Raw genomic sequence first — 14,180 nt, 5'->3', positions numbered from 1 at the left:
GGCCACAGGAACCGGCCGTGAGGCCGGAAAGGAGAGGGGGAAGCGCCGACATGCCGACCTGCCCGAACGGACACCAGTCGGGTTCCGACGACTGGTGCGAGGTCTGCGGTCACCGTATGGCCGGTGCCGTACCCCCGCCGCCACCACCGCCGCCCCCGGGCGCCGGTTACGGATACCCGCCGCCCGGCTCCCCGCCCCCGCCTCCCGGCGCGGGCGGTCCCGGGGGACCTGGGGGTCCAGGTGGACGCCCGCACCTCGCCGCCGAGCCGGAGCTCTGCCCGCAGTGCCGCACGCCCCGCGAGGGCGGCGCGCCCTTCTGCGAGGAGTGCCGGTGGAACTTCCTGACCAACACGGCGACCACGTACACGCCGGCCGCGCCGCGGCCGCCGGCGCCCGGACCGGGTCCGGCTGGCCCTGGTCCCGGCGGCCCCGGCCCCGGCCCGGGCGGTCCCGGCGCCGGCGGCAACCCGGCGCTGCGCTTCCAGCAGCCGCCTCCGCCGTCCTACGGCGGCGGTGACGGGTACGACTACCAGAGCTCCCGCCCCTCGCAGGTGAACCGTCCCGCCGAGCCGATCCCACCGGGACCGCCGTTCGGCGGCGAGCCGTCGGGTCCGGGCGGCCCCGGAGGGCCGGGCGGAAACGGCGGGTTCGGCGGACCGGGCAGCCCCGGGGGCCCTGGTGGGCCCGGGAATCATGGCAATCAGGGTCACGGTGGACCCGGGGGCCACGGCGGTCAGGGTCCCGGTGGACCCGGACGCCCGGGTGGCCCCGGGGGTCCGGGCGGTCCCGGTGGCCCGTCCGGGCCGGGGGGTCCCTCCGGGTTCGGCGGCGGGCCTTCGGGACAGCCGGGTCCGGGGCAGCCCGGGCCGGGCCAGCCCGGTCCGTCCGCGTTCGGCGGGGATCCGTCGCGCCCCGGGGCCTCGGCCTTCGGTGGTGACCCCTCGCGTCCCGGCCCCTCGGGCTTCGGCGGCGACCCTTCACGCCCCGGTCCTTCCGGCTTCGGCGGCGACCCCTCACGACCGGTTCCGCCACCGCCCGGACCTACGCCTGGTGGGCCCGGCGGCCCCGGTGGTCAGGGTCCCGGGGGCGGTCAGGGTCCCGGTGGCGGTCAGGGCGGTCCCGGTGGGGCGCCGCAGGCGTTCCAGCAGGCGGGGGCTTCCGCCCCGCCCGGCTTCCCGCAGGAGACCCGGCGACCGCAGCCCGGCGGCCCCGGGGGTCCTGGAGGTCCCGGAGGTCCTGGGGGCCCCGCGTTCGGCGGTGACGACGACTGGGTGATCTCCCCGCCGTCCACCGGCCCGGGCGGACCCGGTGGCCCCGCGGGCCCCGGCGGCCCCGGCGGTGCGGGTGCCCGTCCGGGTGGCTACGGCTACCCGCAGCCCGGCGCCACCCAGGCCCCGCCCGGCCCCGCGTACCCACAGGCGCCGACGACCTGGAGCGCGACCATCGGCCCCGACCGCGACTACTTCATGGCGATGATGCAGCGCTCGGGCCCCGAGGCCGCCGGCCTGAACCTGCCCGCGTACTCCCCCGAACAGCGGCGCGCCCTCACCGGCAACCAGATCACCATCGGACGGCGCCGCCACTCCACCGGCGACACCCCCGACATCGATCTCTCGGTGCCGCCGGAGGACCCGGGCGTCTCCCACCAGCACGCGGTGCTGGTGCAGCAGCCCGACGGCAGCTGGGCGGTCGTCGACCAGAACTCCACCAACGGCACCACGGTCAACGGTTCCGAGGACCCCATCCAGCCCTTCGTCCCGATCCCCCTCCAGGACGGGGACCGGGTCCACGTGGGCGCGTGGACGACGATCACGATCCGCCGGGGCTGACCGCCCCCGCCCCGCGGCAGCGCGACGGCTCAGGGCCGACCGAGCACATCGGTCGGCCCTGAGCCGTTGGCGCCCCTCCCGGGGCCCCGGTCATGGCAGCGGCCAGGCGTACGGGCCCTCCGGGTCGTCCAGCCAGGCCCAGGCGTGGTCGCCGCGGACCGTGATGCCGTAGCGCTCACGGGACGGCATCCCCTCGCGCTGCCACAGCGCCAGCGCCTCGTGCGGGTCGAGACTGGCCGCCGTGAGGGCCAGCAGGAACCGGAAGAGCTCGTGGTCCCTGGCCCGGTGCGGCAGTCCGCCCAGATGCGGATGGATCGCTTCCGGCTCACTGCCCCCGCGCAGGGGCACGAAGTACGCGGAGGTGTGCAGGAAGCGCCCCTCAGCGTGCTCGGCGTCCTCGACCCGCAGCCGCACCAGCCCCGTGGCCAGCGGCGTCAGGATGCGCGCGCCGGGGGTGCACTGGGCGAGCCAGGCGTGCGGGATCGAGTGCAGGGTGCAGGTCGCGATGATCCGGTCGTACGGCGCCCGCTCGGGCACCCCGCGCGCCCCGTCCCCGGTGACCACGGTCGGGTGGTACCCGGCGGCGTCCAGATGCCTGCGCGCCGCCTCCGTGATGTCGGCGTCCAGATCGACGGTCGTGACCAGGTCGTCCCCCAGCCGGTGCGCGAGCAGGGCGGCGTTGTAACCGGTGCCGGCGCCGATCTCCAGCACCCGGTCGCCGTCCTCCACCTCCAGCTCGGCCAGCATCTTCGCCATCAGCGACGGCTGACTGCTGGAGGAGATCAGCTCCCCGTCCCGCACCCGCGTGGCGAGCGGCGTGTCCGCGTACGCGCCCCGCACCCAGCGGGCCCGCCGCCTGAGGTCCCGTTCCTCGCCCCACAGCCGCTCGAAGCCGCCCAGGACACCCACGTAGTAGTACGGGACGAAGAGATGCCTGGGGACGCTCTCGAACGCCTTCCGCCACTCCGGGTCGGCGTCCCACGCCCCGCTCGCCTCGATCTCACGCACCAGCGCCCCTCGGGCCTCGGCGGCGAGACGTTCCAAGTCGTGGTCCACAGTGTGCGTGCCCATACCTCCACTGTGCGGCCGGACGCCTCCAGAGGCGAGCACCCCGGCCCGCCCGTCCGGAATCGACCGGTCCGCCCCGTACGCGGTGGTCCTAAGCCTCAAGTCCTCCGCCGCCGCGTCTGAGACCATGGGGAACGTGAATGAGATTCGGCGCGGCACGCTTCAGGAGCAGTCCTTCTACGAGCAGGTCGGTGGCGAGGAGACCTTCCGGCGTCTCGTGCGCCGTTTCTACGAGGGTGTCGCCGAGGACCCGATCCTGCGGCCCATGTATCCCGAGGAGGACCTGGGCCCGGCCGAGGACCGTCTCACCCTGTTCCTGATCCAGTACTGGGGCGGCCCCACCACCTACAGCGAGAACCGCGGCCACCCCCGCCTCCGCATGCGCCACGCCCCCTTCACCGTCGACCGCGCCGCCCACGACGCCTGGCTGAAGCACATGCGCGACGCCGTCGACGACCTCGGCCTCTCCGAGGAACACGAGCACACCCTGTGGAACTACCTCACCTACGCGGCCGCCTCGATGGTGAACGCCCCGGGCTAGGCGGGAACTCCCCCGTCGGCGGGCTCAGCGGACGGTGACGCCCAGGGTCCCCAGTCCCGCCCTGCGTACGGCGATCGACCCGTACGGTGTGCGCAGCCGGAGCCACGCGCCCGACGAGAACAGTCCCGGTGTCGCCGACTCGGGTGTGGACGCGCGCGGGGTGCGGAGGAAGCCCAGCGACTGGGCCGCGTGCACGGCGCGCACCGGCAGCGGCGTGTCCCCGACCGTCCGGGACCAGATCTCCCGCCCGATCCGGTCCAGTTCGGCCCGTGTCCGGTGTTCCGGCGGCAACTCCTCGGTCCGGGACCGGAATTCACGTACCGCGGCGGAGACCATCGCTCGTAGCGCGTCCGGTGCGGGCAGCCCCGCCTCCGGCCGCCAGCCGCCGCGGGGGGGAAGCACACCGGCCCACGGCGGTCCGGTCACCGCCGCCGGCACGACCGCCGTGCCGGCGGACTCGTCGATGGACTCCAGGAGTTCACCGGCCGACACGGTCTCGTCGAGCGTGACGTCGAGCCCGTTCTCGTACGGCTTGGCGAGGCGCACGGCCCGGATCGCCAGGACCTCGAAGGACGGTGGCCGGCCGAACACGGCGAGTGCGGTGCCGGCCCCCTGGAGGCGCACCGCGGCTCCACGGTCGTAGTGGAGCAGCCGGGAGAGGAAGGCCGCGAGATCCGCCGCCTCCCCCTCGTCGGCGAGGTGGAGCACCGTCATGCGGCGACGGCCTCCGCCTCGTCGTCCCTGTACTCCTCCAGGAACTCACGTTCCTCGGAGGTGATCCGGCGGGGCCGCTGCGTCGCGAAGTCGAACGGCACTATCACCGTCGAGGCCCGGACGTAGACCTGGTCCGGGTCCTTGACCTCGTAGGTGATCGTGAACGACGCCGCTCTTATCTCCGTGACCCACAGCTCGATGTCCACCGGCTGGTGCCGGTGGACCAGCTGCCGCTTGTAGTCGATCTCATGGCGTGCCACCACGGACCCCTGCTTGAAGTCCTTCTCCGGGCGGAACAGGAAGTCGATACGGGCTTCCTCCAGGTAGCGGAGGAAGACCACGTTGTTGACGTGGCCGTACGCGTCCATGTCCGCCCAGCGCAGTGGGCAGCGGTAGATGTGCCGCAAGATCGATCAGCCCCGGGTCAGCTTCTTGTAGGTGGCGCGGTGCGGACGGGCGGCGTCCGGACCGAGTCGCTCGATCTTGTTCTTCTCGTACGACTCGTAGTTGCCCTCGAACCAGAACCACTTGGACTCGCCCTCGTAGGCGAGGATGTGCGTGGCCACCCGGTCCAGGAACCAGCGGTCGTGGGAGACGACCACGGCGCAGCCGGGGAACTCCAGCAGCGCGTTCTCCAGCGAGGACAGGGTCTCGACGTCGAGGTCGTTGGTCGGCTCGTCGAGGAGCAGCAGGTTGCCGCCGAGCTTGAGGGTGAGCGCCAGGTTGAGGCGGTTGCGCTCACCGCCGGAGAGCACCCCGGCCGGCTTCTGCTGGTCCGGTCCCTTGAAGCCGAACGCGGAGACATACGCCCGGGAGGGCATCTCGACCTGGCCGACGTTGATGTAGTCCAGTTCGTCGGAGACGACGGCCCACAGCGTCTTCTTGGGGTCGATGTTCTCGCGGCTCTGGTCGACGTAGGAGATCTTGACGGTCTCGCCGACCTTGATCGAACCGGAGTCGGGCTCCTCCAGACCCTGGATCATCTTGAACAGGGTGGTCTTGCCGGCGCCGTTCGGGCCGATGATGCCCACGATGCCGTTGCGCGGCAGCGTGAAGGAGAGGTCGTCGATGAGGACCTTCTCGCCGAAGGCCTTGCTGAGGTTGTTGACCTCGACGACCACGCTGCCCAGTCGGGGGCCCGGCGGGATCTGGATCTCCTCGAAGTCCAGCTTCCGCATCTTGTCGGCCTCGGCGGCCATCTCCTCGTAGCGGGCCAGACGCGCCTTGGACTTGGCCTGGCGGCCCTTGGCGTTGGAGCGGACCCACTCCAGCTCTTCCTTGAGCCGCTTGGCGCGCTTGGCGTCCTTCTGGCCCTCGACCTTGAGACGGGTCTGCTTGGTCTCCAGGTACGTGGAGTAGTTGCCCTCGTAGCCGATGGCGCGGCCGCGGTCGAGCTCCAGGATCCAGCCCGCGACGTTGTCGAGGAAGTACCGGTCGTGGGTGACGGCGACGACGGTGCCGGGGTACTTCGCGAGGTGCTGCTCCAGCCACTGCACGGACTCGGCGTCCAGGTGGTTGGTGGGCTCGTCGAGCAGCAGCAGGTCGGGGGCCTCGAGCAGCAGCTTGCACAGGGCGACGCGGCGGCGCTCACCACCGGAGAGGTTGGTGACGGGCCAGTCGCCGGGCGGGCAGCCCAGGGCGTCCATGGCCTGCTCCAGCTGGGTGTCCAGGTCCCATGCGTTCGCGTGGTCCAGGTCCTCCTGGAGCTTGCCCATCTCGTCCAGCAGCGCGTCCGAGTAGTCGGTCGCCATGAGCTCCGCGACCTCGTTGAAGCGCTTGAGCTTGCCCATGATCTCGGCGGCGCCGTCCTGCACGTTCTGCAGGACCGTCTTGGACTCGTCCAGCGGCGGCTCCTGCAGGAGCATGCCGACGGTGTAGCCGGGCGACAGGAACGCGTCACCGTTGGACGGCTGCTCCAGGCCCGCCATGATCTTGAGGACGGTGGACTTACCGGCACCGTTCGGGCCGACCACACCGATCTTCGCGCCGGGCAGGAAGCTCAGCGTGACGTCGTCAAGGATCACCTTGTCGCCGTGCGCCTTGCGTGTCTTGCGCATCGTGTAGATGTACTCAGCCAAGAGAAACCGTCCGGCAATTTGAGATCTGGCAGTGGGCAGTGCCACCCATCTTGCCGCACGGCCAGCCCTCGACGGAAACCGGATGGTGAAGCCCCCGCACGAGCGACGCGGCCCCGATGCCTGGAAGGCGTACCGGGGCCGCGTCCGACGCACGTGTCACCGCGCGGTCACTCACTGTTGAGTTGCCAAGGAGCTGTTCCCTGACGTCCCCGTCAGGGGTTCCGCTTGCGGAGGACGACCATCACCGCGCCGCCGATCACGACCAGTCCGATGGCGATGCCGCCGATCACCGGGGTCGCCCCGGAGCTGCCGGTCTCGGCGAGGTCGGTCCCGGTGTCGGTCACCGCGCCGCCTCCGACCGTCGCCGGGCTCGGCTCGCTCAGCGTCTGGACCGAGTCACCGCTCGCACCGGCCTCGGTCTCGGTACGGCAGTCGAGCACGCCCCGGAACTGCTTCGCGTAGCCGTTGGGCCCCTTGATCGTGAAGTCGTACGCCTGGTCCTCCTGCAGCGGGATGGTCACCGTCCTGGTCCCGCCCGCCTCGATGGTGTACGTGATCCCCATCAGCTCGAAGGTGAAGGGCTTGTCACCCTCGTTGGCGGCCGTGATGTCCAGGCCGCCCTCGGCGCAGTTCTTCTCGGCGGACAGTGCGGGTATGGCGCCCTTCTCGGCCCAGTGCGCGGTCGCCGTCGCGGAGACCGTGGACTCGCTGGAGCCCGCGAGGATCTGGGTCTGACTGCGGGTCTCGGAGGCGAAGGCACGGCCGACCGGGACGGTCGTCGAGGCCTGCACGGTCAGTTCGGCCGTGCCGTCCGCGGCGTCCTCGGGAACCTCGAAGTACAGCTCACTGCCGTCGCCGGCCGAGGTCACGGCCTCACCGTCGGCGTCGACGACCTGCACACCGTCCACCGCCGCGTCCGAGGGCGGGGTCACGGTCACGCCGTCGGCGTTGGTGTGCACCGTGACCGGGCCGAGCCGCTCACCGGCACGGCCGGAGAGCGCCGGCGGGTCGAGGGTGAGGGAGGCGGCCGGCTCCGCCAGATTCCGCGCGTTCTTCTCCAGGTAGTCCGCGAGCTTCTCCGCCTCCGGGTCGAGGGCCGTCACGTCGGCCCCGTCGGAGTACCGCCAGATCGCCACCTGCGTACCGGTGGCCGCGTCCTGTTCGGTAAGGCCCTTGGCCCCGGCCTTGCCGGCGAGCGCCGCGAGGTCGTTCACCTGCGGGTAGGAGTTCTGCAGAATCCAGTGGATCCTGCCCGCGTCCTTGTTGGCGCCCAGCGAGGTGCCACTCCAGGGGGTCTCCTGGTACGTGGCGTCCTTCTGTGTCGGGTTCTGGACGTCGACGCAGTAGGTCTGCAGGGTGCCGCCGCCGTCGACGAACATCTCGAACAGCCCTGCGGGGAGCTGCTGTTCCTGCCCCTCGTCGGTGCGGAGCACGGCCGTCCCGTACGTCTTGAGGCCGCCTATGGTGGCGGTCGCCCCGCCGGAGCTCTGCGGTGCCTCGTCGGCGGTGGCCGGGCTCGCGGTGACGATCGCCCCCGCGACGGCGAGGCCGGACGCCAGCGAGACGGCGGCGAGACGGCCGGCCTTTCGCCTGCGCGCGGCCCGCCCGGACCAACCGGAGAGCGACGCCGAGAACCAAGAAACCACAGAATTTCCCTTCGAGCAGGACCCGTTGACGTGGGGGGTGTGGTCCCACCAGCAGAATCAGAAGCCCCGTGAGCTATGTCCGGCATCCTAGGGATCCGGCGCACCGCTCTTCCCAGTCGTATCGTCGGACAACCGATCCGAATCGGAATCGTTATCGGTTGCACAGCCCACGAACAGCGCTTATCGACAAATTGATGAGCTGTGTACACAGGGTCTTCACCGTGTGCGCGCCGATGGGCCACGATCTGAGGTCATGTCACCCCTGCTGGTTCCGGGCTGAGTTCGGCGGCAGAGTCGAGCCGACCGCCGGGCGGCGGTGCCTCCCAGGTCGGCTCCGGCTGGGACGGTGCCTGCGCCGTGATCGACGCCTCACCCCTGGGCGTCCGCCGGAACGCCGAGGTCCCCCGCGACATATCGTGGCCGACGGCGACCGCGTCGACGTCCGCCGAGACCCAGCTCTGCCCGTCGCGTTGTTCGGCGCGCACCTTCAACCGCCCGTGCACCACGACCGGATCTCCCAGCGCGACGGACGACGCCACGTTCGCGGCGAGCGCGCGCCTGGCCCACACCGTGAAGAAGTTGGTGTGCCCGTCGGTCCACTCGTTCTTCTCGCGGTCCCAGTACCGCGAGGTCACCGCCAGCCGGAACCGGGCCGACGAACCCGTCGACAACTCCCGGCAGACCGGCTGGGTCGCCACGTTCCCCACCACGCACACCATCGTCTCGTTCATCTCGCGAACCCCTCCTTCACGCCGACGTCGGACGCCGACGGTCTCGGACACGCGCACGGGCCCGTCCCGTACGGCTGCAGCGTCCGTCGTGCGGCGGTGCTGTGATCGCCGCGTGTTCAGACTGCCGCCGTCGGGCCGAGCCCGCTGAGCCCTGTGTGCTACTCGCCGGTTGTGGAAAACTCCGTCACCCGAGGGGGTGAACCCGACCCCGCGAGAGCCACCGCTCACCCCAGCCTCACCTCACCGGCGTCGCACCCAACACCCGTCCGTACTGCTCCCGCACCTCCCGGTACCGCAGCAGCTCGGCGGCCACCGGCTCCAGCACCCGGGCCCGTCCGCACCCGGCGGCAGCCTCCCGCAGCCGCCGTTCCGCCTCGTGGCCGTACCGCCGTGCCGGACCACGCGCCGCCAGTCGGCAGCCCCACTCGACGGCCGGACCGCCGACGATGCCGATCACCATCAACAGCACCGGCACCCCGAGGTTCGGTGCCATGAAGCCGATGATCTGTCCCAACAGCCACAGCCCACCCACGACCTGGACCAGCGTCATGGAGGCCTGCGCGAGCACCGCCGCCGGCCACCAGCCCGGCCGAGGCGGCCGCCCCGTCGGAGCCCCGGCCCGCACCGCCAGCTCGTCCAGCGCCTCGGGCAGCCCCTGCGCCCCCCGTACGGCCGCCTCGCGCACCGCCTGGGCCCAGGGCAGGGGCAATCCCCTCGCCGCGCGCTCCGACAACGTACGCACGGCCTGTTCGACCCGCTGCCGGGCGGTGGCCTCCTCGTCCACGGGTGCCCTCAGGGCGAGCCGCCCCGTGGGGGGTTCGCTCCGGTCCTGGTACCAGCGCCACAGCCGCAGCCAGGGCGTCCCGCACGCGCGGTTGGCGTTGCGCAGCCAGGCACGCTCGGCGGCCTCGCCCGCCGCGGTGGCGCCGACGGCGTCCGCGAGGCGCGCGGCGAACTCCTCGCGCGCCCGCTCACTGAGCCCCGCGCGCCGCTGATTGGCGTACACCGGCCACAGCCGCGCCGCCGCCGCGTCCAGATCGGCGCGGACCCGGCGGGCGGGCGCGCCCCGCTCGGCCACGAACTGCTCCAGCGCGTCACGCAGTTCACCCACGCCGTCCCCGGTGAGCGCGGACAGCGCGAGCACCATGGCGCCGGGTTCGCCGTGTTCCCCCAGGGCGACGCCGTCCTCGTCGAGCAGGCGCCGCAGATCGTCGAGCACCTGGTGGGCGGCCTCCCCCGGGAGGCGGTCCACCTGGTTGAGGACGACGAACATGACCTCCGCGTGACCGGCCAGGGGCCGCAGATAGCGCTCGTGGAGGACCGCGTCGGCGTACTTCTCCGGGTCGACGACCCAGATGACCGCGTCCACCAGCGCCAGGATCCGGTCCACGTGTTCGCGGTGCTCCACCGCCGCCGAGTCGTGGTCGGGCAGATCCACCAGGACGAGGCCGCGCAACTGCGCCTCCGCCTCCGCGCTCTGCAACGGCCGCCGCCGCAGCCGCCCCGGAATCCCCAGCCGGTCGATGAGACTCGCCGCCCCGTCGCTCCAACTGCACGCGATGGGCGCCGCCGTGGTGGGCCGGCGTACGCCCGTCTCCGAGATCGCCACGCCCGCGAGCGCGTTGAACAGTGTCGACTTGCCGCTTCCGGTGGCGCCCGCGATGGCGACGACCGTGTGCTGACCGGAGAGCCTGCGCCGCGCCGCCGCCTCGTCCAGCACGCGCCCCGCCTCCGCGAGGGTCGTGCTGTCCAGCCGGGTGCGGGACAGCCCCACCAGCTCCCGCAGCGCGTCGAGCCGCGACCGCAGTTGCCCGTCGTACGCGAGCGGGACGACCGACTGCGCGGCCGGGGCCCTGGTCTCCACGACCGACACCCGCTCGGCGGGCCCCGCCTCGGCGGCCCGCCGGGCGATGAGCCCGTCGTCCCAGGGATCACCGGACTCCGCCCCCGCGGCACCCGGTTCCGTTCGCGCGGACACTTCTGCCTTCGTGCGCGCGAACGCGTCCCCGGAGGTGCCTCGGGACTCACGGCTGGACACACCGGCGCCGGAACGGTCGTCCACGCGCGCGTGGACGCCGTTCTCGCCGCTCCTCGGACGCGGCTCACGGATCGGTGAGGCCGACGGACCGGCGGTGGTCATGTCCCGCCCTGCGATCGCCCCCCGTTCCTCGGCCCGCTCCGCACGATCGGCCCCGGCGGCAAGGCCGTTGGCTCGGCCCTCGCCCATCTCATCGACCATCTTGGCGACCTTCTTGCCGAACTCGTTGCCGAGCTCCTGACGGGCTGTCCTGTCGTCACCCCTCTCGGGGACGTCGTCCCCGGTCTGATCCGTGTGATCAGTGACGGCGGTCACGGCGGTCACCTCTCCTTCTGCAGTACGGACAGGGCGGCGATGAGTCGGGCCTGCGGTTCGGGGTGTACGTCGAGGGCGTCGAGCGGGGCGAGTCGGCGCTCGCGCTCGGTGTCGAGGGCTCGTTCGAGGTAGTCGGTGAGCAGCCGGCCGCCGCGGTCGCGCAGCCGTAGCGCGCCGTGCGCGCCGATCCGTTCCGCGAGCCCCTCCCCGGCGGACCGGGCCCGCCTGCCGCCGAGCAGGGCCGTGGCGCCCAGGGCGGCCACCACCTCGGTGTCCGGAGCCACGCTCCGGTCGAGGTCGCGCACCTCCTCCTCGGCGTACTCCTCCAGGACACGCCGCCAGCGCCGTACGGTCATCCCGATCCGGTGTTCGACGCTCTCCCCCGTCGTGTCACGTTCCGTCAGCCCGGCGGCCACGGCGGCCGGTTCGCGGCTCCAGGCCTCGCCGACGCGTTCGTCGGCGGCGGTGACCGCGCACAGCAGCAGGCTGCCGAGGCTCTCGACGAGGGCGTCGAGCAGTTCGCCGGCGGTGCAGTCGAGGGGGAAACTGCGCCACCGTTTGAGGGCGTCGCCCGCGAGCACGGCCCCCGCCTGCAGACGCCCCTTCACACGCGCGTGCTCGCTGTCGTACGCCGAGTCGACGGCGGCGGTGAGCCGGAGGGCGGCCGAGTACTGCTGGGCCGCCGCACTCGCCAGCTCGGGCATCCGGGAGCGCAGCGAGTCGAGGACCCCGTGTGCGGTGCGGGCCATCGCCTGGTGCCGGGCTCCCGGGTCGGTCGCCTGCTGGATGAGCCAGGTCCGCAGCGGTGCGACGGCGGTGCCCGGCAGCAGCCCACCGCCCCAGGCGGACTCGGGGAGTTCGGGCACGGTGAACCGGGGTACGTCACCGAGTCCGGCCTTGGTCAGCAGCGCCCCGTACTGCCGGGAGACCTCGGAGACGACCTGGTGGGGCACCCGGTCGAGCACGGTGACCAGGGTCGCCCGGTGTTCCTTCGCGGACCGCAGCAGATGCCACGGCACGGCGTCGGCGTAGCGGGAAGCCGTGGTGACCATCACCCAGATGTCGGCGGCGCAGATGAGTTCGGCGGCGAGTACGCGGTTGTCGGCGTCCAGGGAGTCGATGTCGGGCGCGTCAAGGAGGGCGAGTCCGGGCGGGAGGCTGTCGGCGGTCTCGATGCGCAGGAAGCGCTCGCCGTTCTTGCCGCCGTTCCCGCCGTCCGGCGGGAAGGAGTCGTCGTCCGGGTCCTGTCCGGGCTCCTGCGGCGGCGTCCACACGCGCGTGAGGTTGGGCAGGACCCGCATGCCGCTGAACCAGTGGTGGTCCTCGGGATGGCAGATCAGTACGGGCGTCCGGGTCGTCGGCCGCAGTACGCCGGCCTCGCTGACCCTCCGTCCGACCAGGGAGTTGACGAGAGTGGACTTGCCGGCTCCGGTGGATCCGCCGACCACCGCGAGCAATGGTGCTTCGGGTTGTCGCAACCGGGGCACCAAGTAGTCGTCGAGTTGCGCGAGCAGTTCGTCGCGGTTGGCACGCGCGCGCGGGGCCCCTGCCAGGGGCAGCGGGAAGCGCGCGGCGGCGACACGGTCGCGCAGGGCGGAGAGCGCGTCGAGCAGCTGAGGCCGTACGTCCAAGGTCACCACATGCGAAGAATGCCCAATTTTGTGGACTTTCTGAAGCATATAAGCACGTCTGCGCGCCGACAGGACACACGGGACGGAGGGGACGAGAGGGGCGCAGGCATAACGAGTGCACAACACCCGGGGTCCGAGGCGGCAAAAGAGGTGCACGATTCGTACCTGCCTGCGATTATCAGGACCGCTTCACCGAACCTCCACATTGAGCCACGGAGGCGAAGCAACAGGGACAAGGACTCGGGAGCCCTATCCTTGTCCCCGGCAACGTCACGGATCAGCCCACACCCGGGCACCACGACAGAGGCCACCACACCCGGCCCCCGTAGCTCAGTGGATAGAGCAGGCGCCTTCTAAGCGCTTGGCCGCAGGTTCGAGTCCTGCCGGGGGCGCCCACACCCCGCCCTCCCTCAGGGAGGGCATTTTCTTTCTCGGACCCACGCCGAAGTCACGCGACGCGACCACCCGGTGTCTCGCCGTGTCACGGCACAGGGGTGCCCGGAAGAGCTGTACTACGCATTCAAGCCTTGATCTTCGCGTTTTTCCGGGGCTGCCCCACGTCATCGACTGGGGGCGATTCTCGCGTCACTGATCGGGGGTGGGCTCGCCCGGTGGGCGTGTCGGGTCTGGATGGCGAAGGGGGCAAGGAGTAGGCCCCGCGATTCGCTGTGGCTTCGTCAGGTGGTCGGGGTCAGTGTGTGCGGGCTGTCTCCGGGACCCAGTAGAAGCCGTACTGTCGGTGGAGGTGGCCCAGGTCCACCAGGTAGCGGCGGAGGGTCACATGGTCCACCGGGGTGTCCTCGCACCAGGCGCGCAGTTTCTCGTTCACGGTGCGCTCGGGGTACTCGATGCCCGGCTCGAAGGTCCGCTCCGCCACGTACCGCAGGACGACCAGCTTCCGCTGCCACCGGGCCGGCAGCCGGACGAGACGCCCGTCGCGCACGAAGGTCCGCAGTACGGGGTCGGTTCGGTCCGTCATCTCGGCTTCCGCGGCCGTCTCCTCGCTCAAGTCCCGTGCTGACGCCTGCTTCTCCACGCCGTTCACTCCTCTGCCCCACTGTTCGACTGCCACTGCCACCCCGTCGCGCCGGAGGCTAGCCGCCCGGCGTTCCGCAGCGCATCCGAATTCCGGTCGGCGCCGGGGCCGCCGGAGACGTCGTTCCCACACTCGCGTTCGGAAAGAGTGATCCCCCGGTGGACGCCGTGACCCTCGGTGCGCGGGCGCGTTGAACGGGCGTGCGGCCACGAAGAAGCGGTCGTGCTCACCGATCAAGAAGGAGAACGTGATGTCTCGCATCGCGAAGGCAGCCGTCGTCACGCTCGGCACGTCCGCCGTCGTGCTCGGCGGTGCCGGCCTGGCCTCTGCGGACGCGGGCGCCGAGGCCAAGGCCGTCGGTTCCCCGGGTGTCCTGTCGGGCAACGTCGTCCAGGTCCCCGTCAACGTGCCGGTCAACTTGTGCGGGAACACGATCGACATCGTCGGCCTGCTGAACCCGGCCTTCGGCAACGTCTGCGTCAACAAGAGCGACGACAACCACAAGGACAAGGGCAACCCCGGCAGCCCCGGCCCGTCCGGCTACGGCCACTGA

12 protein-coding genes and 1 tRNA gene are annotated in these 14,180 nt (G+C 71.9%); 4 read left to right on the top strand and 9 right to left on the bottom strand.

The window, feature by feature from the left end; all coding sequences use genetic code 11:
- The first annotated feature begins 50 nt into the window (after positions 1-50).
- The gene (locus tag PUR53_RS44515; protein ID WP_329912291.1) at positions 51-1,829 is read left to right on the top strand and encodes an FHA domain-containing protein; all 1,779 of its coding nucleotides are present in this window, start codon (positions 51-53) and stop codon (positions 1,827-1,829) included.
- Positions 1,830-1,919: 90 nt separating this feature from the next.
- Here PUR53_RS44515 and PUR53_RS44510 read toward each other — a convergent pair whose 3' ends face one another.
- Positions 1,920-2,900 carry a methyltransferase domain-containing protein gene (locus tag PUR53_RS44510; RefSeq protein ID WP_329912290.1) on the bottom strand — a complete coding sequence of 327 codons (981 nt, stop codon included), beginning with the start codon at positions 2,898-2,900 and terminating at the stop codon, positions 1,920-1,922.
- Between the two features lie 124 nt (positions 2,901-3,024).
- On the opposite strand from PUR53_RS44510, the gene PUR53_RS44505 reads away from it, so the two are divergent.
- Positions 3,025-3,438 carry a globin gene (locus tag PUR53_RS44505; protein WP_329912289.1) on the top strand — a complete coding sequence of 138 codons (414 nt, stop codon included), beginning with the start codon at positions 3,025-3,027 and terminating at the stop codon, positions 3,436-3,438.
- 24 nt (positions 3,439-3,462) lie between these two features.
- Here PUR53_RS44505 and PUR53_RS44500 read toward each other — a convergent pair whose 3' ends face one another.
- From PUR53_RS44500 to PUR53_RS44470, 7 genes are all read right to left on the bottom strand, one after another.
- Complete coding sequence (locus PUR53_RS44500) at positions 3,463-4,152, bottom strand: hypothetical protein (RefSeq protein ID WP_329912288.1); 690 nt, start codon at positions 4,150-4,152, stop codon at positions 3,463-3,465.
- Complete coding sequence (locus PUR53_RS44495) at positions 4,149-4,559, bottom strand: acyl-CoA thioesterase (RefSeq protein ID WP_239754361.1); 411 nt, start codon at positions 4,557-4,559, stop codon at positions 4,149-4,151. The genes PUR53_RS44500 and PUR53_RS44495 overlap by 4 nt, the downstream gene beginning before the upstream one ends.
- Before the next feature lie 6 nt (positions 4,560-4,565).
- Positions 4,566-6,230 (bottom strand): energy-dependent translational throttle protein EttA, encoded by a 1,665-nt coding sequence (ettA, locus tag PUR53_RS44490; protein ID WP_078937042.1) that lies wholly within the window; start codon positions 6,228-6,230, stop codon positions 4,566-4,568.
- A 212-nt stretch (positions 6,231-6,442) separates the two neighbouring features.
- A complete protein-coding gene (locus PUR53_RS44485) occupies positions 6,443-7,876 on the bottom strand; it encodes a Cys-Gln thioester bond-forming surface protein (RefSeq protein WP_329899465.1) in 1,434 nt (477 codons plus the stop codon).
- A gap of 251 nt (positions 7,877-8,127) precedes the next feature.
- The gene (locus PUR53_RS44480; protein WP_329912287.1) at positions 8,128-8,607 is read right to left on the bottom strand and encodes a single-stranded DNA-binding protein; all 480 of its coding nucleotides are present in this window, start codon (positions 8,605-8,607) and stop codon (positions 8,128-8,130) included.
- Between the two features lie 235 nt (positions 8,608-8,842).
- Complete coding sequence (locus tag PUR53_RS44475) at positions 8,843-10,960, bottom strand: GTPase (RefSeq protein ID WP_443080437.1); 2,118 nt, start codon at positions 10,958-10,960, stop codon at positions 8,843-8,845.
- Positions 10,961-10,965: 5 nt separating this feature from the next.
- A complete protein-coding gene (locus PUR53_RS44470; protein ID WP_329899462.1) occupies positions 10,966-12,639 on the bottom strand; it encodes a dynamin family protein in 1,674 nt (557 codons plus the stop codon).
- 271 nt (positions 12,640-12,910) lie between these two features.
- Here PUR53_RS44470 and PUR53_RS44465 point away from each other — a divergent pair.
- Positions 12,911-12,983: transfer RNA gene (locus PUR53_RS44465), tRNA-Arg, on the top strand.
- A gap of 299 nt (positions 12,984-13,282) precedes the next feature.
- Here the strand turns inward: PUR53_RS44465 and PUR53_RS44460 are convergent.
- Positions 13,283-13,627: a DUF2087 domain-containing protein gene (locus PUR53_RS44460; protein ID WP_443078215.1), complete on the bottom strand. Its 345-nt coding sequence runs from the start codon at positions 13,625-13,627 to the stop codon at positions 13,283-13,285.
- Positions 13,628-13,877: 250 nt separating this feature from the next.
- Here PUR53_RS44460 and PUR53_RS44455 point away from each other — a divergent pair, with 250 nt between their 5' ends.
- Positions 13,878-14,180, top strand: a complete 303-nt coding sequence (locus PUR53_RS44455; RefSeq protein ID WP_329912285.1) for a chaplin — start codon at positions 13,878-13,880, stop codon at positions 14,178-14,180.

Source organism: Streptomyces sp. SP18BB07 (genome assembly GCF_036322545.1).
In the GTDB taxonomy this organism is placed as follows: Bacteria; Actinomycetota; Actinomycetes; order Streptomycetales; family Streptomycetaceae; genus Streptomyces; species Streptomyces deccanensis.
Note: the sequence above shows the minus strand (reverse complement) of the source record. Positions and strands in the feature narration are given on the sequence as shown.

Bases quoted from the DNA above. Each gene is read 5' to 3' on its own strand.
- PUR53_RS44500 (WP_329912288.1), bottom strand. From the start codon at position 4,152: ATGACGGTGCTCCACCTCGCCGACGAGGGGGAGGCGGCGGATCTCGCG.
- PUR53_RS44505 (WP_329912289.1), top strand. From the start codon at position 3,025: ATGGGGAACGTGAATGAGATTCGGCGCGGCACGCTTCAGGAGCAGTCC.
- PUR53_RS44515 (WP_329912291.1), top strand. From the start codon at position 51: ATGCCGACCTGCCCGAACGGACACCAGTCGGGTTCCGACGACTGGTGC.
- PUR53_RS44470 (WP_329899462.1), bottom strand. From the start codon at position 12,639: ATGCTTCAGAAAGTCCACAAAATTGGGCATTCTTCGCATGTGGTGACC.
- PUR53_RS44455 (WP_329912285.1), top strand. From the start codon at position 13,878: ATGTCTCGCATCGCGAAGGCAGCCGTCGTCACGCTCGGCACGTCCGCC.
- PUR53_RS44510 (WP_329912290.1), bottom strand. From the start codon at position 2,900: ATGGGCACGCACACTGTGGACCACGACTTGGAACGTCTCGCCGCCGAG.
- PUR53_RS44480 (WP_329912287.1), bottom strand. From the start codon at position 8,607: ATGAACGAGACGATGGTGTGCGTGGTGGGGAACGTGGCGACCCAGCCG.